Annotated in this window: 18 protein-coding genes; 10 read left to right on the top strand and 8 right to left on the bottom strand. The window is 64.8% G+C overall.

Going from position 1 to position 21,057, the window contains the following annotated elements:
* Positions 1 to 100 precede the first annotated feature (100 nt).
* The 3 genes from NLM33_RS28405 to NLM33_RS28395 all read right to left on the bottom strand — a co-directional run bounded on the left by NLM33_RS28405 (position 101) and on the right by NLM33_RS28395 (position 2,769).
* Positions 101 to 511 (bottom strand): (deoxy)nucleoside triphosphate pyrophosphohydrolase, encoded by a 411-nt coding sequence (locus tag NLM33_RS28405; protein WP_027524062.1) that lies wholly within the window; start codon positions 509 to 511, stop codon positions 101 to 103.
* Positions 512 to 519: 8 nt separating this feature from the next.
* On the bottom strand, positions 520 to 1,761 hold the full coding sequence (argJ, locus tag NLM33_RS28400; protein ID WP_254101008.1) for a bifunctional glutamate N-acetyltransferase/amino-acid acetyltransferase ArgJ: 1,242 nt from the start codon (positions 1,759 to 1,761) through the stop codon (positions 520 to 522).
* A 102-nt stretch (positions 1,762 to 1,863) separates the two neighbouring features.
* Positions 1,864 to 2,769 (bottom strand): peptidylprolyl isomerase, encoded by a 906-nt coding sequence (locus NLM33_RS28395; protein ID WP_254101006.1) that lies wholly within the window; start codon positions 2,767 to 2,769, stop codon positions 1,864 to 1,866.
* 341 nt (positions 2,770 to 3,110) lie between these two features.
* Here NLM33_RS28395 and secA point away from each other — a divergent pair, with 341 nt between their 5' ends.
* Positions 3,111 to 5,951: a preprotein translocase subunit SecA gene (gene secA / locus NLM33_RS28390; RefSeq protein ID WP_254101004.1), complete on the top strand. Its 2,841-nt coding sequence runs from the start codon at positions 3,111 to 3,113 to the stop codon at positions 5,949 to 5,951.
* Between the two features lie 341 nt (positions 5,952 to 6,292).
* Here the strand turns inward: secA and NLM33_RS28385 are convergent, their stop codons facing one another.
* Positions 6,293 to 6,736 (bottom strand): MarR family winged helix-turn-helix transcriptional regulator, encoded by a 444-nt coding sequence (locus NLM33_RS28385; RefSeq protein WP_254101002.1) that lies wholly within the window; start codon positions 6,734 to 6,736, stop codon positions 6,293 to 6,295.
* 174 nt (positions 6,737 to 6,910) lie between these two features.
* Here NLM33_RS28385 and NLM33_RS28380 point away from each other — a divergent pair, with 174 nt between their 5' ends.
* From NLM33_RS28380 to NLM33_RS28350, 7 genes are all read left to right on the top strand, one after another.
* Positions 6,911 to 8,098: a substrate-binding domain-containing protein gene (locus NLM33_RS28380; RefSeq protein WP_254101000.1), complete on the top strand. Its 1,188-nt coding sequence runs from the start codon at positions 6,911 to 6,913 to the stop codon at positions 8,096 to 8,098.
* A 159-nt stretch (positions 8,099 to 8,257) separates the two neighbouring features.
* Entirely contained in the window at positions 8,258 to 9,772 is a 1,515-nt protein-coding gene (locus NLM33_RS28375) for an amidase (RefSeq protein ID WP_254100997.1), read from the top strand.
* Between the two features lie 36 nt (positions 9,773 to 9,808).
* The gene (locus NLM33_RS28370) at positions 9,809 to 10,666 is read left to right on the top strand and encodes a branched-chain amino acid ABC transporter permease (RefSeq protein ID WP_254100995.1); all 858 of its coding nucleotides are present in this window, start codon (positions 9,809 to 9,811) and stop codon (positions 10,664 to 10,666) included.
* A gap of 2 nt (positions 10,667 to 10,668) precedes the next feature.
* Positions 10,669 to 11,886, top strand: a complete 1,218-nt coding sequence (locus tag NLM33_RS28365; RefSeq protein WP_254100993.1) for a substrate-binding protein — start codon at positions 10,669 to 10,671, stop codon at positions 11,884 to 11,886.
* A 6-nt stretch (positions 11,887 to 11,892) separates the two neighbouring features.
* Positions 11,893 to 12,984 carry a branched-chain amino acid ABC transporter permease gene (locus NLM33_RS28360; RefSeq protein ID WP_254100991.1) on the top strand — a complete coding sequence of 364 codons (1,092 nt, stop codon included), beginning with the start codon at positions 11,893 to 11,895 and terminating at the stop codon, positions 12,982 to 12,984.
* The gene (locus NLM33_RS28355; RefSeq protein WP_254100990.1) at positions 12,971 to 13,705 is read left to right on the top strand and encodes an ABC transporter ATP-binding protein; all 735 of its coding nucleotides are present in this window, start codon (positions 12,971 to 12,973) and stop codon (positions 13,703 to 13,705) included. Before NLM33_RS28360 ends, NLM33_RS28355 begins: the two co-directional genes overlap by 14 nt.
* Entirely contained in the window at positions 13,698 to 14,399 is a 702-nt protein-coding gene (locus NLM33_RS28350; protein WP_254100987.1) for an ABC transporter ATP-binding protein, read from the top strand. The genes NLM33_RS28355 and NLM33_RS28350 overlap by 8 nt, the downstream gene beginning before the upstream one ends.
* Before the next feature lie 223 nt (positions 14,400 to 14,622).
* Here NLM33_RS28350 and NLM33_RS28345 read toward each other — a convergent pair whose 3' ends face one another.
* The 4 genes from NLM33_RS28345 to NLM33_RS28330 all read right to left on the bottom strand — a co-directional run bounded on the left by NLM33_RS28345 (position 14,623) and on the right by NLM33_RS28330 (position 19,125).
* Positions 14,623 to 16,212, bottom strand: coding sequence for a L,D-transpeptidase family protein (locus NLM33_RS28345; RefSeq protein WP_254105904.1), 1,590 nt, complete (start codon positions 16,210 to 16,212; stop codon positions 14,623 to 14,625).
* Between the two features lie 456 nt (positions 16,213 to 16,668).
* Complete coding sequence (locus NLM33_RS28340) at positions 16,669 to 17,631, bottom strand: acetyl-CoA carboxylase carboxyltransferase subunit alpha (RefSeq protein WP_254100985.1); 963 nt, start codon at positions 17,629 to 17,631, stop codon at positions 16,669 to 16,671.
* Between the two features lie 337 nt (positions 17,632 to 17,968).
* Positions 17,969 to 18,961 carry a site-specific tyrosine recombinase XerD gene (xerD, locus tag NLM33_RS28335; protein ID WP_254100983.1) on the bottom strand — a complete coding sequence of 331 codons (993 nt, stop codon included), beginning with the start codon at positions 18,959 to 18,961 and terminating at the stop codon, positions 17,969 to 17,971.
* Positions 18,962 to 18,978: 17 nt separating this feature from the next.
* Complete coding sequence (locus tag NLM33_RS28330; RefSeq protein WP_254100981.1) at positions 18,979 to 19,125, bottom strand: histidine kinase; 147 nt, start codon at positions 19,123 to 19,125, stop codon at positions 18,979 to 18,981.
* Between the two features lie 157 nt (positions 19,126 to 19,282).
* On the opposite strand from NLM33_RS28330, the gene NLM33_RS28325 reads away from it, so the two are divergent.
* Together NLM33_RS28325 and aroB are read left to right on the top strand one after the other, a co-directional pair.
* Positions 19,283 to 19,894, top strand: coding sequence for a shikimate kinase (locus NLM33_RS28325; protein WP_254100979.1), 612 nt, complete (start codon positions 19,283 to 19,285; stop codon positions 19,892 to 19,894).
* On the top strand, positions 19,891 to 21,051 hold the full coding sequence (gene aroB, locus NLM33_RS28320) for a 3-dehydroquinate synthase (protein ID WP_254100977.1): 1,161 nt from the start codon (positions 19,891 to 19,893) through the stop codon (positions 21,049 to 21,051). The genes NLM33_RS28325 and aroB overlap by 4 nt, the downstream gene beginning before the upstream one ends.
* The last annotated feature ends 6 nt before the right edge of the window (positions 21,052 to 21,057 follow it).

The following is a 21,057-nucleotide window of genomic DNA, read 5'->3' as shown; positions in this document are numbered from 1 at the left end:
ACGCTGCTGCGCAGAGCCGGGACCGAGACTGTGTACCCGTGGGCCCCGGCTCTGCAGCGCACCGCAAGAGCGCTGCGCTGCGTCCGGGGCACACCGAGCCTCACATCAACAAATCAATCAAATGCGGGATCAGCGGGATGTCCGCAGGCGGCATCGGATAGTCGCGCAGCTTGTTGGCGCGGACCCAGGCCAGTGTCTGGCCTTCGCGTGCCGTCACCATCCCCTCCCAGCGGCGGCAGATGTAGAGCGGCATCAGCAGGTGGAATGTCTCGTAGGCGTGGCTCGCGAAGGTGAGCGGTGCCAGGCACGGCTCGCTGACGGTGATGCCGAGCTCCTCGTGCAGCTCGCGGATGAGGCTCTGCTCCGGCCGCTCCCCTGGCTCGAGCTTGCCGCCGGGAAACTCCCAGAGGCCGGCGAGCGTCTTGCCCTCGGGGCGCTGCGCGATCAGGACGCGCTTGTCGGCGTCGACAAGCGCGCAGGCCACCACCAATGTCAGCTTGAGTTCGGCCATGCCTGAACTTACGACCGATAGTCGCCGTTGATCGCCACATATTCCTTGGTGAGGTCGCAGGTCAGCACGCGGTCGCGGCCCTTGCCGAGGCCGAGCGAGACCTTGATCGCGATCTCCGGCGCCTTCATCGCTTCCGACACCTGCGCCTCGTCGTAGGACGGATCGCGCGCGCCGCTCTTGGCGACGCGGATGCCGTTGAAGGAGATCGACAGTCTGTCACGATCGGCGGGCTCGCCGGCCTTGCCCACCGCCATGACCACGCGCCCCCAATTGGCGTCCTCGCCGGCGATCGCGGTCTTCACCAGCGGCGAGTTCGCGATCGACATCGCGATCTTGCGCGCCGACGCCTTGGTCTTGGCGCCTTCGACGGTGATCTCGACCAGCTTGCGTGCGCCTTCGCCGTCGCGGGCGACCTGCTCGGAGAGGTTGGCGAGCACCTCGTTGAACGCCTTGACGAAGGCCTTCAGGCGAGGATCGCTGGCGCGGCTGATTCTGGGCGCGCCGTGCTCGGCCGCGGCACCGGTCGCGAACGCCAGCAGCGTGTCCGAGGTCGAGGTGTCGCCGTCGATGGTCACCGCGTTGAACGTGTCCTCGACGCCGCTCTTGAGCAGCGCTTGCAGCGCGGCAGGCGCGATCGGCGCGTCGGTGAAGATGAACGACAGCATCGTCGCCATGTCGGGTGCGATCATGCCGGCGCCCTTGGCCATGCCGTTGATGGTGACCTTGGCCTTGCCGAGTTTCACGGTTCTGGTTGCGACCTTCGGGAACGTGTCAGTGGTCATGATCGCTTTTGCGGCGGCGAGGTAATCGCCCGGCTCGGCGGTCTCAGCGAGACGGCCGAGCACGCCGTCGAACTTGGTCGCGTCGAGCGGCTCGCCGATCACGCCGGTCGAGGCCAGGAAAATCTCGCTTTCGCTACAGCCGACGGCCTTGGCTGCGATCTTCGCGGTCAGCGCGGTCGATGCCCGTCCGGTCTTTCCGGTGAAGGCATTGGCATTGCCGGAATTGACGACCAGCGCGCGCGCCTTGCCGCCCCTGAGCTTGGCCCGGCACCATTCCACCGGCGCGGACGGGCACTTCGACTTGGTGAAGACGCCGGCGACCGCGGTGCCCTTGTCCAGAAGCGCAAGCAGCACGTCGGTGCGGTTCTTGTAGCGGATGCCGGCCTCGGCCGTCGCGAGACGGACTCCCGCGATCACGGGCATGTCGGGAACGTGTTTCGGGGCGAGGGGAGAGACGGCTGAGGACATCGTGAGAGCGCCTTGATGGGTCTGGATATGCAGATGGCCGGGCGATGCCCGGCCATTGCGATGCTTAGATACTCTTGGCGTCAGCGAAGTGACAGCGAATTCTTACTTCTTCGCCGGCGGCGCCATCTTGTTGTCGGCCGGCTTCTCAGCGGGCTTGGCTGCGTCCGCTGCCGGCTGGTCGAGCCGCTCGACCTTGGCCTCAGCGCGGAGTTTTGCGACGTAATCAGCCTGCGCCTTGCGGGTGACGTAGTTCTCGATCTGGGCCTTGACCTGGTCGAAATCCGGCGCCTTGCGGCTGCGCTTTTCCTCGACCTTGATGATGTGCCAGCCGAACTGCGACTTCACGGGGTCCGAGATCTTGCCCGGCTCCAGCGAGAAGGCCACCGACGAGAATTCCGGCACCATCTGCTCCTTGGTGAAGAAGCCGAGGTCGCCGCCATCGGCGGAGCCCGGATCCTTGGACTTCTTCTTGGCGAGCTCGGCGAAATCGGCGCCCTTGTCGAGCTCGGCCTTCACGGCCTTGGCCTCGTCCTCGGTTTCGACCAGGATGTGGCGGGCGCGCACCTCCTGCTCGCCGGTGATCTGCTTGGAGGCCTCCTCATAGACCTTCTTCATGGAGTCGGGGGTGGTCGCCGCCTTGCCTTCCTGGGCGAGCAGGCTGTCCATCAACAGGCGGTTGCGGGCGAACGCCATGCGCTTCTTGAACTCGTCGCCGTCGGCGATCTTCTTGTCCTCGGCGGCCTTGGCGACGATCTTCATGTCGATCAGGAAGGCCAGCACGTTCTCGTCCTTGGTCGCCGGGTCCATCTGCGCCAGGCTCGCCCCCAGTTCCTCCTCGGCGAGCGCGACGTCGCTCTTCTTGATCTCCGCGCCGTTGACCTTGGCCAGGACCGGGTCGTCGGCGGCCCGGCCGGGACCTGCGATCAGCGCCAGTGCAAGGCAGCCCGCAAGGGCGGTGGCAAGGCCGAAGCGCAGGCCGGTTTTCGTTACCGGGAACGAGGTGGTCATGGAAAATCCTTATCCTGAAGGGGGTATTTGGGCGGGCGGACACTCGCCCAATCGGGGTGCCTTGGCAACGCGAAAAACCTGTCAAAATGATGAATTAGCGGAAACCCGGCCGCCGTTGACAAGGCTAGAGGCGGGCCATATCTCTGGCCGGTCGCGTCCATGGCGATAGCGTTTATTTTGCTGCGTTTTTGGCCGTTGAACCCAGATTTGCTCAATTCCCACCCATAAGGCGGATGACCCCGGAACGGGGTCTTGGCCGCGAGGCGTCACGGTGAGTTGATAGGCAAGTTGGTGACAACCTCTTGGCTGCAACGCGGTAATCGCGAACACAGGAATTTGGCATGATCGGCGCGCTCGCCCGCAAGTTTTTCGGCTCCGCCAACGACCGGCGGATCAAGGGATACCAGTCCCGCGTCAACGCCATCAACGCGCTGGAACCGGAGCTCACAAAGCTCTCCGACGAAGCCCTCAAGGCCCGCACCGGCGAATTCAAGCAGCAGCTCGCAGACGGCAAGACGCTGGACGACCTCCTGGTGCCGGCCTTCGCCACGGTGCGCGAGGCGGCCAAGCGGACGCTCGGCCAGCGCCATTTCGACGTCCAGCTCATCGGCGGCATGGTGCTGCATGAGGGCGACATCGCCGAGATGAAGACCGGCGAAGGCAAGACGCTGGTCGCAACGCTGGCGGTCTATCTCAACGCGCTCGCCGGCAAGGGCGTCCACGTCGTCACCGTCAACGACTACCTCGCCCGCCGCGACTCCGGCTGGATGGGCCAGATCTACGGCTTCCTCGGCATGACCACCGGCGTGATCGTGCACGGGCTCGACGATACCGAGCGCAAGTCGGCCTATGCCTGCGACATCACCTACGGCACCAACAACGAATACGGCTTCGACTATCTGCGCGACAACATGAAGTACCGGCTCGAGGACATGGTCCAGCGGCCGCACTATTACGCGATCGTCGACGAAGTGGACTCGATCCTGATCGACGAGGCGCGCACGCCGCTGATCATCTCGGGCCCGCTCGACGACCGTTCGGACTTCTACAACACCATCGACACCTTCATGCCGAAGCTGGAGAAGGTCGTCGACTACGAGGTCGACGAGAAGCAGCGCACGGTAACCTTGACCGAAGGCGGCATGGAGAAGCTGGAAACGCTGCTGCGCGACGCCGGCCAGCTCAAGGGCGAATCGCTCTACGACGTCGAGAACGTCTCGGTCGTGCACCACGTCAACCAGGCGCTGCGCGCCCACACGTTGTTCACCCGCGACAAGGACTACATCGTCCGCGACGGCGAGGTCGTGATCATCGACGAATTCACTGGACGCATGATGCCGGGCCGGCGCTATTCGGAAGGCCTGCACCAGGCACTCGAGGCCAAGGAGCACGTCGCGGTCCAGCCCGAGAACCAGACGCTCGCCTCGATCACCTTCCAGAACTATTTCCGCATGTACGAGAAGCTGGCGGGCATGACCGGCACGGCGGCGACCGAAGCCGACGAATTGTTCGACATCTACAAGCTCGAGGTGGTGGAGATCCCGACCAATTTGCCGGTCGCGCGTCTGGACGAAGACGACGAGGTCTACCGCACGCAGAAGGAAAAATACGTCGCCATCCTCGCCGAGATCGAGCGCGCCAATGCGCGCCTGCAGCCGGTGCTGGTCGGCACGGCGTCCATCGAGAAGTCGGAAGTGCTTGCAGAGTTCTTGAAGCAGAACGGCTACAAGCAGATCGATTTCGGCAAGGAAAGCGCGCTGGAGAAGCTGTACGCAGCCGCCCGCGCCGGCAAGCCCGCAAAGCTGTTCGCGGTCTTGAACGCGCGCTTCCACGAGCAGGAAGCCTATATCGTTGCCGAGGCCGGCGTTCCCGGCGCGATCACGATCGCGACCAACATGGCCGGCCGCGGTACCGACATCAAGCTCGGCGGCTCGCTGGAGATGCGTATCCAGCAGGAGACCGCAGGGATCGAGGACGAGGCCGAGAAGGCCAGGAAGATCGAGCAGATCAAGGCCGACATCGAGCACTTCCGCGACATCGTGCTCAAGGCCGAGGAGACCGTCGAGATCGAGCCGGCCAAGGGCTCAAAGCCTGCCAAGACCGTGAACAAGCCCGGTGGGCTCTACATCATCGGCTCCGAGCGTCACGAGTCTCGCCGCATCGACAACCAGCTCCGCGGCCGCTCCGGCCGCCAGGGCGACCCCGGTCGCTCAAAGTTCTTCCTGTCGCTGGAAGACGATTTGATGCGCATTTTCGGCTCGGATCGTCTCGACAGCATGTTGCAGCGGCTCGGCCTGAAAGAGGGCGAGGCCATCATCCATCCCTGGATCAATAAGGCGCTGGAGAAGGCGCAGCAGAAGGTCGAGGCGCGCAACTTCGACATCCGCAAGAACCTGCTCAAGTTCGACAACGTCCAGAACGACCAGCGCAAGGTGATCTTCGACCAGCGCGTCGACTTGATGAAGGACGAGAGCGTCGCCGAGACCATCGCCGACATGCGCCACGCCTTCGTCGACGACCTCGTCGCCAAGCACGTGCCCGAGCATGTCTATGCCGAGCAGTGGGATGTCGCGGGCCTCAAGGAAGAGCTGAAGCGCGTGCTCGATCTCGATTTGCCGGTCGACGACTGGGCCAAGGCAGAGGGCATCGCCGACGAGGAGCTGCTCACCCGCATCGAGACCCGCGCCGACGAGCACATGGCGGCCAAGGTCGCGCAGTGGGGCCCCGACGTGATGCGTTACGTCGAGAAGACCATTTTGCTGCAGACGCTCGATCATCTCTGGCGCGAGCATCTCATCATGCTCGACCATCTGCGCCAGGTCATCGGCTTGCGCGGTTACGGCCAGCGCGATCCGCTGCAGGAGTACAAGACCGAGGCCTTCAACCTCTTCCAGGAGATGAGCGCGCATTTGCGCGAGGCCGTCACGGCGCAGCTCATGCGCGTCGAGATCGTCCCGCCGGAGCAGGAAGCCCCCATCCTGCCCGCGATGGAAGCGCACAAGCTCAACCCTGATACCGGCGAGGACGAGATGGCCTTCGCCAACGTGACGTTGGCCCCGCAGGCCAACGCCGCGCAGCGCGATCCGAAGAACCCGGCATCCTGGGGCAAGGTCGGCCGCAACGAGGACTGCCCCTGCGGCAGCGGCAAGAAGTACAAGCATTGCCACGGCAGGTATGCTTGATGATGGAGGTGCGCCGCGTAACCTGTGAGACGCGACGCTCTCCCCTCAATCTCCGCCGTCGTCGCCCGGCTTGACCGGGCGACCCAGTACGCCGCGGCGCCAGTTGAGTGCGACGGCGCTCACGCACATTCCGCTGTCGTCCTGGCGAAGGCCAGGACCCATACCGCGGAATCTATCGAGAGCGCACAGTCGTCGTACCGCGCGAAGAAGCGCAACTAGCAGTCTTCGCCAAACCACTCCCTGTGGTTATGGATCACGGATCTGCGCTCGCTCTGGACGACGCTTCGCGTCGTCAGGAGTTCGCTTGTCCGGGATGGCGACTTTGAGAGATTGCGACAGCCCTAATTCGAGCTGTCGATCAGGCTCTCCAACAGCCGCTTCAATTCGCTCGTCGACTTGTCGCCGTAGCTCTCGACGATGTGCTCCTCCTGATCGACCGCGAGCGAGTTGAGCTTCTTGCACAGCACCTTGCCGCGGTCCGAGATGAACATCAGAACCTTGCGGCGGTCGTTCGGGTCCTGCACGCGATAGACCAGCGCGTCGGAGACCATGCGGTCGATCATCTTGGTCAGCGTCGGATGGTTGAGCAGCACGGCGTCCGCGAGCTCGCCCATCGAATGGCCGTCGCCGTCGGACAGCACTTTCAGGATACGCCACTGCTCGACCGGCACGCCCTCCTTGCTCAAGCGCAGTTCAAGCTGCCGGTTGATCTCCCGGTTGGCTTGCGCCAGCAGATAGGCGAGGTGCTCGGTGATGGGGTAGTTCTCTTTTGGCGGTTTGGCCACGGCTTAGACTTCGTATTGATCCAAATGAGTGAATGTCTTGCAATCGATGCTGCTTCTATATGCACTTCAATTCTTGAATATTCAATATTTTCAAAATAGGATGATTGCCCAACAAAAGGGCGGATGCCGCGGTCGCCCGCTTAACGTGCTTTTGAGTCTGGGACAGGAGTTGGCGTGGGCGCGACGGTGAAATTCCCGGCTTCCGGCGGGCCCGCGTTTCCGCCGTCCCTGCTGCTGAGGAATCTGTCGTCGCCGGCGGTCGATCGCGCATTGTCGCCGAGCGATCACAGCTTCTTCCGGCGACGCGGCGCCAGCAGCAAGCTTCGGATCGGCGGCTTCATCTGCTGCAGCGGCTCGCCCGGTGTCTGGGGGCCGTGCGCCACCAGCAGCGCGCAGCTCGCGGTCGCCGAGATCAACAAGCGTGGCGGCATTCTCGGACGCGAGATCGAACTGTCGATCTATGATGCGGGTGGGCCGCTCGACGAGATCCTCGATCGCGCCGAGCAGGCGATTGCTTTCGACGAGGTCGATCTGATCGTCGGATTGCACACCAGCGCGGTCCGCGTGGCCTTGCGCAAGGTCACCACCCGCCACCGCATCCCCTACATCTACACGCCGGTCTATGAGGGCGGCGAAGAGACGCCGGGCGTCATGGCGATCGGCGAGACGCCACGCTGGCAGAGCCGGCCGTCGATCCACTGGCTCGCCGACGTCAAGAAGGCCGCGCGCTGGTATCTGATCGGCAGCGACTATGTCTGGCCCTGGCAGTCGCACCGCGCGGTGAAGCGCTACATCAAGGAAACTGGCGGGCACGTCGTCGGCGAGGAGTTCGTGCCGCTCGGCGAAGACAATCACGAGCCGCATCTGGCGCGGATCCGCGCCGCCAAGCCCGATGTCGTGCTGATCTCGCTGATCGGCACCGACAGCATCACCTTCAACCGCGCGTTCGGCGAATGCGGCCTCGGCACGACCACGCTGCGGCTCGCCGGGGCGATGGACGAGACCGTGCTGCTCGGCATCGGCGCCGACAATTCCGAGAATCTGTTCTGCGCCTCCGGCTATTTCCCCGCCGTCGGCTCGCGCGCCAATGACGACTTCCAGAGCCGCTACAGCGCAATGTTCGGCCCGAACGCCCCGCCGATCGGCTCGCTCGGGCAATCCAGCTATGAGGGGCTGCGCTTCCTCGAAGCCGTGGCGGCCAAGGCCGGCACGCTGGCGATGGGGCCGATGCTCGCGGCGGCCCGCAACGTCGTCTACAGCGGCGCGCGCGGGCCCGTCACGGTCCGCAACGGGCATGCGCGCATGCCGATGTATCTCGCCGAGGCCGACGGTCTCGACTTCAAGCTGATCAAGCCGATCTGACACGGCATGCGGATGCTCGCAGACGCCTGGACGCAAAATAATACTTGAAAAGGAAAATATTTCCGTTTTGAATGTTGCGACGAGGCCGGTGGTCCGCGCTCGCAATGCGGACTGCGGCCGCACGTCCAAAAGACCATTCAAAAGATTCAGGAGAGCGTCGTGTCAGTTGTCCTTCCCACCCCAACCCAGCTCCGCAGCGTCGCCGAACAGTGCGGCCTTGCGCTGACCGATGAAGACGTCGCCTCGTTTCGCGGCCTGATGCAGGGCTCGATCGAGGCCTACAATCTCGTCGCGGCGATGCCCGACGAATTGCCGCCGGTGAAATATCCGCGGACGCCTGGCTACCGGCCTTCGCCGGACGAGAACCCGCGGAACGCCTGGTATCGCAAGTCGACCGTGAAGGGCGCCGCCAGCGGCAAGCTCAAGGGCAAGACGGTCGCGCTGAAGGACAACATCATGCTCGCCGGCGTTCCCATGATGAACGGCTCGGCGACGCTGGAAGGCTACGTGCCCGATTTCGACGCCACCATCGTCACGCGCATGCTGGACGCCGGCGCCGAGATCGCCGGCAAGGTCCATTGCGAATCCTTCTGCATGTCCGGCGGCAGCCACACCGGCGCGGTCGGTCCGGTGCATAATCCGCACAAGATGGGCTACTCGGCCGGCGGCTCGTCCTCCGGCTCCGGCGTCGTCGTAGCGCTCGGCGAGGTCGACATGGCGATCGGCGGCGACCAGGGCGGCTCGATCCGCATGCCGTCCTCGTTCTGCGGCATCTACGGCATGAAGCCGACCTGGGGCCTCGTGCCCTATACCGGCATCATGCCGATCGAGATCTTTGTCGATCACACCGGCCCGATGACGGCGACGGTCGCCGACAACGCGCTGCTGCTCGAGGTGATAGCCGGCGACGACGGCTACGATCCCCGCATCAAGTCGCCGAAGGTCGACGAATACACCAAGGCGCTCGGGGCCGGCATCAAGGGCATGAAGATCGGCATCCTCAAGGAGGGGTTTGAGCTGCCGACCGCAGAAGCCGCCGTCAATGAAAGCGTGCGCGAGGCGGCGAAGCGCTTCAGGGATCTCGGCGCCACCGTCGAGACGGTGTCGATCCCGATGCATCTCGCAGGCCCTGCGATCTGGACGCCGATCGGCACCGAAGGCATGACCCAGACCATGATGTATGGCGACGGCTATGGCCTTTCCCGCGGCGACCTCTATTCGACCTCGCTGATGGATTTCCATCGCGGCTGGCGCCGGCAGGCCGATTCGCTCTCCGAGACGACAAAGCTGTTCCTTCTGCTCGGCACCTACATCAACAACACCTTCGGTCCGCGCTACTACGGCAAGGCGCTCAACATCTCCCGCCGCCTGACGGCCGCCTATGACAAGGCGTTCGGCGACTACGATCTGCTGCTGCTGCCGACGACGCCGATGAAGGCGACGCCGCTGCCGCCGGCGAATGCCAGCCGGGAGGACTATGTCGCCCGCGCGCTGGAGATGATCGCCAACACCGCGCCGTTCGACATCACTCATCATCCGGCGATGTCGCTGCCCTGCGGCATGGTCGACGGCCTGCCGGTCGGGTTGATGCTGGTCGGCCGCCACTTCGAGGAATCGACGATCTACCGCGCCGCGCATGCCTTCGAGCAGATCGGCGACTGGAAGAAGATGTGAGGCGAGACGTAATGCTGGCTGGGTGGATCGCAACGTATGGCTAACGCATTCGTCGCGGCGTTCGAAATCCTGAGCTTTGGCGCGATCATCGTCCTGATCGTGCTGGGGCTCGGGATCATTGCCAGCATGATGGGCATCTTCAACTTCGCGCAAGGAGAGTTCGTCCTGCTCGGGGCCTACATCACCTATCTCGCCTATAGCCACGGCCTGCCGATCTGGGCCGGCATGGTCGCCGCGCCCTTCCTGGTCGGCGCGCTCGGTTTCGCGCTGGAGGGGCTGATCATCCGCCGCTTCTACGCCGCGCCGATCGTCGCCATGCTCGGCACCTATGCGCTCGGCCTGATCATCCGCGAATCCGTGCGCGGGCTGATCGGCGGCTTCTATCTGACCGTGCCGGAACCGATCGGTGGCTCGATCGATCTCGGCACCGTGCACATCTCGACCTGGCGCTTCATCATCATCGTGATCACGCTCCTGGTGATGGGCGCCTGCTATCTCCTGCTTTCGCGCACGAGCTTTGGGCTCCGCGTGCGCGCCACGCTGGAGAACCCGGCGCTGGCGCGTGCCTCCGGGATTTCGACGCCGCTGATCTACGGCGCCACCTTTGCCTTCGGCGCGGCGCTCGCAGGGCTTGCCGGTGCGCTGATCGTTCCGGTGTTCAGCCTGTTCGCCGATCTCGGCATCCGCTTCCTGATCCAGGGCTTTGTCGCCGTCATGGTCGGCGGCGTTGGCTCCTTCATCGGTCCGGTCGCGGGCGCCGGTGTGATCGGCACGCTCAGCGCCGCGCTGCCCTGGATCATCGCGCCCGTGGTCGCCGACGTTCTCGTCTTCGTCCTCGCAATTGCCTTCATCAAATTCCGGCCGCAAGGCCTCATCGCTGGAAAAGGGGTTTAGTCATGTTCGATCGCGTCAATCTCAGCCGCCGCCGCTTCCTCTCGAATTTCGCCTTTGCCTCCGGCGCGATCGCGACCGGCGCCACCAGCTGGGTGATCCGCCCCGACTGGGCGAACGCCGCGGAGGGCCCGATCAAGGTCGGCATTGCGACCGACCTCACCGGCCCGATTGCCTATGCCGGCAATGCCGACGCCAACGTCGCAAAAATGGTGATCAAGGAAATCAACAATTCCGGCGGCCTGCTGGGCCGGCCACTCGAGCTGTATATCGAGGATACCGCCTCGAACGAATCCGTTGCGGTGGGCAACGTGCGCAAGCTGATCCAGCGCGACAAGGTCGACATGGTGCTGGGCGGCATCACCTCGTCGATGCGCAACGCGATCAAGGACCCGATCGTGGCGCGCGGCAAGACGCTCTACATCTATCCGCAGCTCTACGAGGGCAAGGAGTGCACGCCCTATCTGTTCTGCACCGGGCCGACGCCGGCGCAGCAGTGCGACGAGTTCATCCCCTGGCTGATCAAGAACGGCGGCAAGAAATTCGCGCTGCCGAGCGCCAACTATGTCTGGCCGCACACGCTCAACGTCTACGCCCGCAAGGTGATCGAATCCAACGGCGGCGAGGTGGTGTTCGAGGAATACTATCCGCTCGACCAGATCGATTTCTCGGCGACCGTCAACCGCATCATCTCCAACAAGGTCGACGTCGTCTTCAACACCGTCATCCCGCCCGGCGTCGGTCCGTTCTTCAAGCAGCTCTATGAAGCGGGCTTCCTCAAGAACGGCGGAAGGCTTGCCTGCGTCTACTACGATGAGAACACGCTCAACATCAACCAGGCGAACGAGATCGAGGGTCTCGCGAGCTGCCTCGATTATTTCAAGGTGCTGACCAAGGAGGATCCGGTCAACGCCAGGATCCAGGCGGCCTATGAGAAGGATTTCCCCGGCAACTTCCTGTTCGCTGCCGGCAGTGCCGCGACCGGCACTTATCGCGGCCTGAAGCTGTGGGAAGCCGCCGTCAAGGAAGCCGGCAAGATCGACCGCGAGTCGGTCGCAGCAGCCCTCGACCACGCCAAGATCGCGGAAGGTCCGGGCGGGCCGGCCGAGATGGTGCCGGGCAAGCGCCACTGCAAGATGAAGATGTATACGGCGGTGGCCAAGGGCGGCAATTACGAGATCGTCGGGCGCAGCGACGGGCTCGTCGACCCCAAGGAGTGCTGAGACGGAATGCTGAAGTCGATGAGTGTGGTAAGAGAAGCCATCGACGCCGATGTCGGCGACGAACCGGACGGTGCGATGGCTGAAAGCGAAGCGCGGCAGGCAGCCTCGGGACGAAAGGTCCTGCCGATCGTCGAGGGCCTTGTGCTGCTCGCGGCGCTCATCGCGCCGTTCGTGCTCCAGGATTATCTCACGGTGTTCGCGACCCGCGTCATCATCCTGGCGCTGTTCGCGCTGTCGTTCGACCTCGTCTGGGGCTATGCCGGCATCATGAGCTTTGGCCAGGCCCTGTTCTTCGGCTCGGCCGGCTACGGCGTGGCGCTGCTGGCGCGCGACCTCGACATCACCAACATCTTCCTGGTGCTGCCCGCGGGCACGATCATCGGCCTCACCTTCGCGCTGCTGCTCGGCGGCTTCCTGCTGCTCGGCCGGCATCCCTCGAGCGTGATCTTCGTCGCGCTCGGCACCTTGACCGGCTCCTACGCCGCCGATCGCCTGGCGCGCGGCTGGTATTATCTCGGCGGCCAGAACGGCATCCCCTCGATCTCGCCGATGACGCTCGGCTCCTACGAATTCTCGGAAGGACCGGTCTTTTACTATCTCACGCTCGGCATTCTCGTCGTCGCCTACCTCCTGTGCCGCTTCCTGGTTCGCTCGCAATTCGGCCTGGCGCTTGCGGGCCTGCGCGAGAACGAGCAGCGCATCGCCTTCTTCGGTTACAAGGCGCAGCATCTCAAGGCCATCGTGTTCGCGGTCGGCGGCACCATCGCGGGCCTTGCCGGCAGCCTCTATGCCTTTCACGAGGGTTTTGTCTGGCCCAACATGGTCGGCGTCGTCGTCTCCACCCAGGTCGTGCTCTACGTGCTGTTCGGCGGCTCCGGCACGCTGATCGGCGCCGTCATCGGCACCGTCATCATCGAAGGCGTCAGCTTCTGGCTGTCGGACAATTATCGCGACATCTGGCCGATCATCCTGGGCGTGCTGCTGCTGCTCGTCATCCTGTTCCGCCCCCTCGGCCTGATCAGCTTCGTGTTAGGGGAGCGCGAGCGCGTCGGCAGCTTTGGTGCGAAGCTGAAGGAGAAGCGCAATGCCGCTTCTTGAAGCTGCGGGCATCACCAAGATTTTCGGCAAGCTCACCGCGCTCGACGGTGCTGCGCTCACCGTCGGCGAGAACGAGTTTCACGGCCTGATCGGGCCGAACGGCTCGGGCAAGAGCACGCTGATGAAATGCATCGCGGGCGCCGAAGTGCCGACGCAGGGCAAGGTCTGTTTCGTCAACGCCGACATCACCGCGTTCACGCCGACCGAGCGCGCGCGGGCCGGCATGAGCCTGAAATTCCAGATCACGAGCGTGCTGCCGACGCTCACGCTCTACGACAACATCTTGCTCGCGCTGCAGGCTCAGTCTTCGCTGTTCGATCTCGTGTTCTCGCGCACGCGTGGTGCGCTGCACGACCAGGTCATGGCGATGCTGACGCAGTTCCGTCTTGCGAACCGCGCCTTCGATGCGGCGGCGACGCTGTCGCACGGTCAGCAGCAATGGCTGGAGATCGCGATGGCGCTCGCCGGCCGACCGCGGCTTCTGCTGCTCGATGAGCCCACGGGCGGCATGAGCCTCGAGGAGCGCCGCGTCACCGGCGAACTCTTGCAGCCGATCAAAAATCACTGCTCGCTCGTCATCGTCGAGCACGATCTCGATTTCATCCGCGACATCTGCGACCGCCTCACCGTGCTCGACCAGGGCAAGGTGCTGGCATCCGGCACGGTGTCCGAGATCCAGGCCAACAAATCCGTCCAGGAGATTTATCTGCGCCGTGCCTGAGCAAGAATTTCTCGATATCAAGCATCTCGACGCCGGCTATGGCCGCAGCCAGGTGCTGTTCGACGTCAGCCTCGGCATTCCCTGGCGCGGCGGCGTCGCCGTGCTCGGCCGCAACGGCGCCGGCAAGACCACGCTGATGAAGACCATCGTCGGCGAGCTGCCGGCGTGGAAGGGCGAGGTCGCCTTCGACGGTCGCGACATCAGCCGCCGCGCGACCCAAGAGCGCGTGCGCGCCGGCATCGGCTACGTGCCGCAGGAGCATTCGGTGTTCGCCCGCCTGTCGGTCCGAGACAATCTCGCCGTGGGTTCGCTCGCAGCCAAGGACTCCTCTGCCGTCGACCGCGTGCTGACCATCTTCCCGAAGCTCGGCCAGCGCCTCGACCAGCCCGCCGGCACGCTCTCCGGCGGCGAGCGCAAGATGCTCGCCATCGGCCGCGCCATGCTGGGCGATCCAAAGCTGCTGCTGCTAGACGAGCCGACCGAGGGCGTCTGGATCGGCGTCATCGAGGAGATCACCGAGCGCCTGATCGAGCTTGCCAAGCAGATCGCCGTCATCATCGTCGAGCAGCACCTCGACCTCGCGCTCCGCGTCGCCGACTACGCCTACGTGCTGGACCGCGGCCGCGTCGCGCTGCAAGGCGCGGCGGGGGAGGTGAGGGGCAATCCGGAGCTGCTGCGATATCTGGCGCCGTAGGGAATTTCGGGTGCCCCCCAACCTGTCGGGCGGGAAAAGGCGGTGCGCGCACTCAGCGAGTCGTCGCCCGGCTTGCCTGCCCGGCGAAGCCATGGCGTAGCCGGGACCGGGCGACCCAGTACGCCGCCGTATCCTCGCGCTGTCTCTGGAATACTGGATTCCCCGCTTTCGCGGGGAATGACGGCCGAATGTGTTGCTGGCCGCGACGAGGGAAGACGCCGCTTTACTTCACCGCCCCGAACCGGCTGTCGAACGAGTTCGACGACATCACCGGCGCAGCGCCTGCGAGCTGCGCGTCTTTGCTGCCGGCAGCAGCCGCGCTATCCGACACTGAGGGCTTCAGCGGCGGGCGTGATGCGGCGACGCGCGTATCGGGCTTCGGATCGGCGGGTTTGGCGGCTGCGACCGGCTTGGCCGCTTCCTTGGCTGTTTCCTTGGGCGCGTCCTTGCTGGCGTCCTTGGCCGTGCCGTGTCCCGGCACAAACCGGGTCACCGCGGCCTTCAGCCGGGATGCCGCCGTGGGCGGAGTTGCCGAAGCGGTGGTAGCCGGCGGCGGCGATGCGGTTGCCGTGGTGTCGGCACTACCCATGCCCATCTTGCGGGCAAGGCCGGAGAAGAAGCCGCCGCCTTGCGAATTGTCTTGGGACTTATCAGCCGGCGCGGCGGCGGCGACGCGGGTGTTGCTGGCCTGCGATGGGACGGCGACGACCGGCTCGCTCTGCGGGCTTGCGGCGACAGGCTCGAGATTCGGCCTCGGCGGATTGACCGAGCCGGGGATCGTGCCGGGCGCCTTCGACATCGCAAGCATCTGGAGCGTCGAGCCTTCGGCGCCCTCGGACAGGCCGGTCGAGCCCTCCGGAATCTTCGCAGCGAACACCTTGTTCATGCCGCCGTCGATGCCGGTGTTCATGCGCGCAACCGGCGTTCCGCGAGAGACGAGTCTTGCGTATTCCGCCTCGTCCTTCTCCTGCTTCTCGCGCACCGCGTTCGCGACGTCTTCAGGAATCACATAGGCGGGGCACTTTGCGGAGGCATCGAACACCGGATCGCGCGTGGCACCCGGCGTCTTGGAGGCGTCGAAGACGTATTTCTTCTCGCAGAAGTCAACCTTCGGCTCCTGTCGCGTCACCTCGAAATGATCATTGCCTTCCTTGATCATCTTCCAGAAGGCCATGTTCGGATTGTTGCGGTGCTTGGCCATGTTCACCGGCGTCATCCGGAACGGATAGGCCTGGAACTGGAACGCCTTCTGACCGCCGAAGAAGGATTCGCGCCCGAGCGAATAGATCTCCGCGATCTGCTCGTCCGTCATCGCGTAGCAGCCGCGCGAGGAGCAGTCGCCGTGCACCATCAGCTGCGAGCCGGACCGGCCGAGCGCGCGGTCGAACGCATTGGGATAGCCGGTGTTGAACGAGAGATAATAGGCCGACTGCGGATTCATCTGGCTGGGGTTGATCGAGTAAAACCCCTCGGGCGCCTGGCGGTCGCCTTCGCGCACCTTCGGCCCGAGATCACCCGACCAGCGGCAGATCGGATAGGTCTTGAGCAGCGCGAACTGGCCGGAGCGGGTCTGCTTCCAGACCTCGAGCTCGGCCTCCTGCTTGAACAGGCGGACCAGGATCGGCGATTGCAGATCCATGTCCTTCTCGGTCATCGCGGCGAGAAGCTTCGGCGAGACGGGCTGGTTGGCCTTGGCGTTGGTCGCGAGCGAAACCTGGTCGGTGTCGCAGCCGGCCAGCAGCACGCTGGCGACAAGCGCAACCGACGTCAAAAGCGCGCGTGCTAGCGAGCTAGAAATCAAGACGGACCCCATACTCACCGGGCATGTCAGCGAAAACCCCACTTCTGGAGCATGGCCTGACCGGCGATCCGGACCCGCGATTGACGGGTTTTTTGCAGACCAAGCCCCAGCGCTTATGCCCTGAAGCCATTGATTAAAATCTTACCCTCTGGGCCAAACCGTCGCAACCCAAGCGCGGATCACGAGCCCGTTGCCCCATAGGGATGGTCAACAAAGACTAAATCAGGGCGTAACGGCCTAATTACGGCCGGGATCGCCGATTCGGGCGAAGAAAGGGTTAATCGGGTGTTAGTGGGCCATTTCGGGCGATCTCTCGTGCCCCGGACGCAGCGCAGCGCTCCTTTAGTTGTGTAGGGTGGGCAAAGGCGCGCCCTTCGCGCGCCGTGCCCACCATTCTATCCGTCCATGTGGTTGGCAATGGTGGGCACGCTTCGCTTTGCCCACCCTACGGCGCCAAAATGCGCGGAATCACCCCAGTTTCCGGCCGATTTCGAGGAATTTCTGCCGGCGCTGCTTACGGATGGCGTCGGCGTCCAGGTTGCGCAGCTCATTGAAGGCCTGCTCGATCGCCTCGCCGGTGGTGGCGATCATGGCGGCCGCGTCGCGATGGGCGCCGCCGACCGGCTCCTTCAAAATGCTGTCGATGACGCCGAAGCGCAGCATGTCCTGGGCCGTGATCTTCATGCTGTTGGCGGCTTCCTGGGCCTTGGTGCCGTCGCGCCAGAGGATCGAGGAGGCGGCCTCCGGCGAGATCACGCTGTAGATCGCGTGCTCCAGCATCAGGACGCGGTTTGCGGTGGTGATCGCGATCGCGCCGCCCGACATGCCCTCGCCGGTGATGATCGCAACGTTCGGCACGCCCAGCGACAGGCAGGCGTCCGTCGAGCGCGCAATGGCTTCGGCCTGTCCGCGCTCCTCCGCGCCGATGCCGGGATAGGCGCCGGCAGAATCGACGATCGACAGCACGGGCAGGCCAAAGCGCTCGGCCATCTCCATCAGCCGGACCGCTTTGCGATAGCCTTCAGGCCGCGCCATGCCGAAATTGTGCTTGATGCGGCTCTCGGTGGAATCGCCCTTTTCCTGGCCCATCACGCAGATCGCCTCGCCGCGGAAGCGGCCGAAGCCTGCGACCAGCGCCTCGTCCTCGCCGTACTTGCGGTCGCCGGCGAGCGGGGTGAATTCCGTGACCAGGCCCTTGATGAAGTCGGAGAAGTGCGGCCGCTGCGGGTGACGCGCGACCAGCGTCTTCTGCCATGGCGTCAAATTCGCATAGAGGTCGGCGAGCGCCTGCCCGGCCTTGTCCTCGATCTTGCCGACCTCCTCGGCGATATCGGTGCCGGAGGCCGAGAGCGCGCGCAATTCGTCGAGCTTGGAATCGAGCTCGGCGACGGGCTTTTCGAAATCGAGATAGCTGCGCATGTGGTCTGGCATCGGTTCAATATAAGGAGGACGGGGCGAGGAGGCGAAACGGATTTGGGGCCGCGGATAGAAGTGTAGCTTCTTCAATGAGTTGGCTTGTGCACACCGACGCAGCGCGCCAAATCACGGGCAGGAGACGGCTCTTTCTGCGGAGAAACGGCCGAAGTCAAGGCGGATGGTGTTAACGGTCGGGCGAGATCTTCGCGTCCCGGACGCGCTGCAGCGTGTCCTGGCGATGCGAAGCATCGTCCAGTACGCTGCTGCGCAGAGCCGAGACCTAGCAAGCAGTCTGGGCCCCGGCTCTGCGGCGCATCACTGTCGTGCTGCCCCGCGTCCGGGGCACGAGACCTTATTTCTCCGCCAGCGGGTGCAGGTCGCGCACCAGGCTCTTCAGCCGCTCCTCCACCACATGGGTGTAGATCTGCGTCGTCGAGATGTCGGTGTGGCCGAGCAGGGTCTGCACGATGCGCAAGTCGGCGCCGTTGTGCAGGAGGTGGCTGGCGAAGGCGTGGCGAAGCACGTGGGGTGAAACGAGGCGCGCCTGAAGGCCGGAGGCGACAGCGAGCTCCTTCAGGTCGCGGGCAAAATGCTGCCGCGTCAGGTGGCCGCTCTCGCCGAAGGAGGGAAACAGCCATTTCGAGGCGGCGAGGCTGCCTTTCTTGCTCGACCTGCCGTCCCCTTTGCCGTCGCCCTTGGTGTCGCCTTTGGCCGCGTCCGTCGCGGCGAGATAATCCGCCATCGCCTGACGCGCGGCCTCGTTGAGCGGCACCAGGCGCTCCTTGTTGCCCTTGCCGCGCACCACGATCATGCGCGCGTCGCGTTTTGCGGCCGAGCGCGGCAGCGACACCAGCTCGGAGACGCGCAGGCCCGTGGCGTAGAGCACTTCCAGCAGGCAATAGAGCCGCAAGCTGCGCAGCCGCTGCGAGGACGAAGCGTCCGCCGCCTCGCTCAGCTCCTTGGCGCGCCTCAGCATGCGATCGACGTCGGCAATCGACAGCACCTTTGGCAGGCCGCGGCCGCGCTTCGGTCCCGACAGGATCGCGGCGGGATCGTCGCTGCGGATCCGCTCGTTGAGCAGGAAGCGAAACAGGTGCCGCATCGCCGACAGGCGGCGGGCGACGCTGGTCGATTTGAACCCGCGCGTATCGAGATCGGCGAGATAGTCGCGCAAGCCTTGCGTGTCCGCGCCAATGAAATCCTCGCCCTTGTGGCCGAGGAAGTCGGAGAAGTCGGTGAGGTCGCGCCGGTAGGCGTCGAGCGTGTTGGCGCCGGCGCCCTGTTCCGCCGCGAGCATGTCGAGGAACAGGCCGGTCAGTTGGGTATCGGAGGGTTTTGCGGGCATGCCTTCTAGGCTAGCCGCTATTTCTTGAGAAATTTGTCAGGCGGGATGGTCACCGTCATTTCCCGCGACTTGGGGCTGACGAAATTCGCCAGCGCGAAGATCACGCCATAGACGATACCGGCGAGCACGGCGACGACCGTCAGGAAGCGGAACAGGCTGGGCATCGGGCGAGGTCTCGGTAGGGGTCTCGTCGGGGCGAATTAACCAATGAAATCATCCAACATGTTCGCCGTTTCGTGGCAAGAGTCTCTGGCGAGGGCCCGTTCGGGGTCGTATAGGTGGCCCGACATGCCGCCTTTGGCGGCAGATTGAGCGAGATCCATGTCCGACGCCGCCATGCCAGCCCCAAGCTCGCCCGAGCCCGACATCCTGTCGGCGCTTGCGGGCCGCTCGATCGTGCTGGTCGGCATGATGGGGGTCGGCAAATCCACCATCGGCCGGCGGCTCGCGGCCCGGCTCAAGCTGCCTTTCGTCGATGCCGACACCGAGATCGAGGCGGCCGCGGGCATGACCATACCGGAAATCTTCGAGCGCCATGGCGAGCCTTACTTCCGCGACGGTGAGACGCGGGTGATCGCGCGCCTCCTGGACGGCGGCCCGCTGGTGCTCGCCACCGGCGGCGGCGCCTTCATGCGCGAGGAGACGCGGGCGCGCATCGCGGCCAAGGCGGTCTCGATCTGGCTCAGGGCCGATCATGACATCATCATGCGGCGGGTGCGCCGCCGGGCCGATCGCCCGCTGCTGCAGACCCCGGATCCTGAGGGGACGGTGACCCGGCTGCTGAGCGAGCGCGAGCCGGTCTACCAGAACGCCGACCTCACGATCTCCTCGCGCGACGTGCCGCATGACCGGATCGTGGAAGAGTGCCTCGAGACGCTGCGCATCTATCTTTGCGGCGGCCCACCTGACGATGTAGCGAGTGCCGCCAGATGACCGCGCCGTTGAAACATTCAGATCCTGTTATCGTCGACGTCGCGCTCGGCGAGCGCGCCTACGACATCATCATCGGCCGCGACGTGCTGGCTTCGCTCGGCGCGCGTGTCGCGCGCTTGCGCCCCGGCGTGCGCACCGCGATCGTCACGGACCGCACCGTCGCAAAACATTGGCTGGAGCCGACTGAAGCCTCGCTCGCGGCCGCGGGCGTTCCGACCTCGCGCATCGTCGTCGAGGAAGGCGAGATTTCCAAAACCTATGCCGGGCTCGAAAAGGTCAGCGAGGCGCTGATTGCGGCCAAGATCGAGCGCAACGATCTCGTCATCGCGCTCGGTGGCGGCGTGGTCGGCGATCTCGCCGGCTTTGCCGCTGCGATCCTGCGCCGTGGCGTCGATTTCGTGCAGGTGCCGACCTCGCTGCTGGCGCAGGTTGATTCATCCGTCGGCGGCAAGACCGGCATCAACTCGCCACAGGGCAAGAATCTGCTCGGCGCCTTCCACCAGCCGGTGCTCGTCATTGCCGACACCGCCGTGCTCGACACCTTGTCGCCGCGGCAGTTCCGCGCCGGCTATGCCGAGGTCGCCAAATATGGCGTGCTCGGCGACGAGGCCTTCTTCACCTGGCTGGAGAAGAACCACGCCGACATCTTCAAGGGCGGCTCGGCGCGCGAGCATGCGATTGCGACCTCCTGCCGCGCCAAGGCGGGCGTCGTCTCGCGTGACGAGCGCGAGACCGGCGAGCGCGCGCTGCTCAATCTCGGCCACACCTTTGGTCACGCGCTGGAAGCCGCCACCGGCTTCTCCGACCGGCTGTTCCACGGCGAGGGTGTGTCCATCGGCATGGTGCTGGCGGCGGAGTTTTCCGCAAGGCTCGGCATGATCGGTGCCGCCGATTCGGCGCGCGTCGAACGCCACCTCGCGGAAGCAGGGCTGCCGACGCGGCTCCAGGACATCGCCGGCTTCGCGCAGGAAGGGCTCGCCGATGCCGACGCGCTGCTGGCGCTGATGGCGCAGGACAAGAAGGTCAAGCGCGGCAAGCTCACCTTCATCCTGCTTGAGGCTATCGGGCGCGCCGTGATCGCAAAAGACGTCGAACCGTCGCTGGTGCGCGACTTCCTGCAAGAAAACCTGCAAAACAAGCTCGCGCGCAAGGCGTGATGAGCA

It is taken from the genome of Bradyrhizobium sp. CCGUVB1N3 (genome assembly GCF_024199925.1).
In the GTDB taxonomy this organism is placed as follows: Bacteria; Pseudomonadota; Alphaproteobacteria; order Rhizobiales; family Xanthobacteraceae; genus Bradyrhizobium.
The sequence above is the reverse complement of the archived record's forward strand: the minus strand, read 5'-3'. Positions and strand labels throughout refer to the sequence as shown.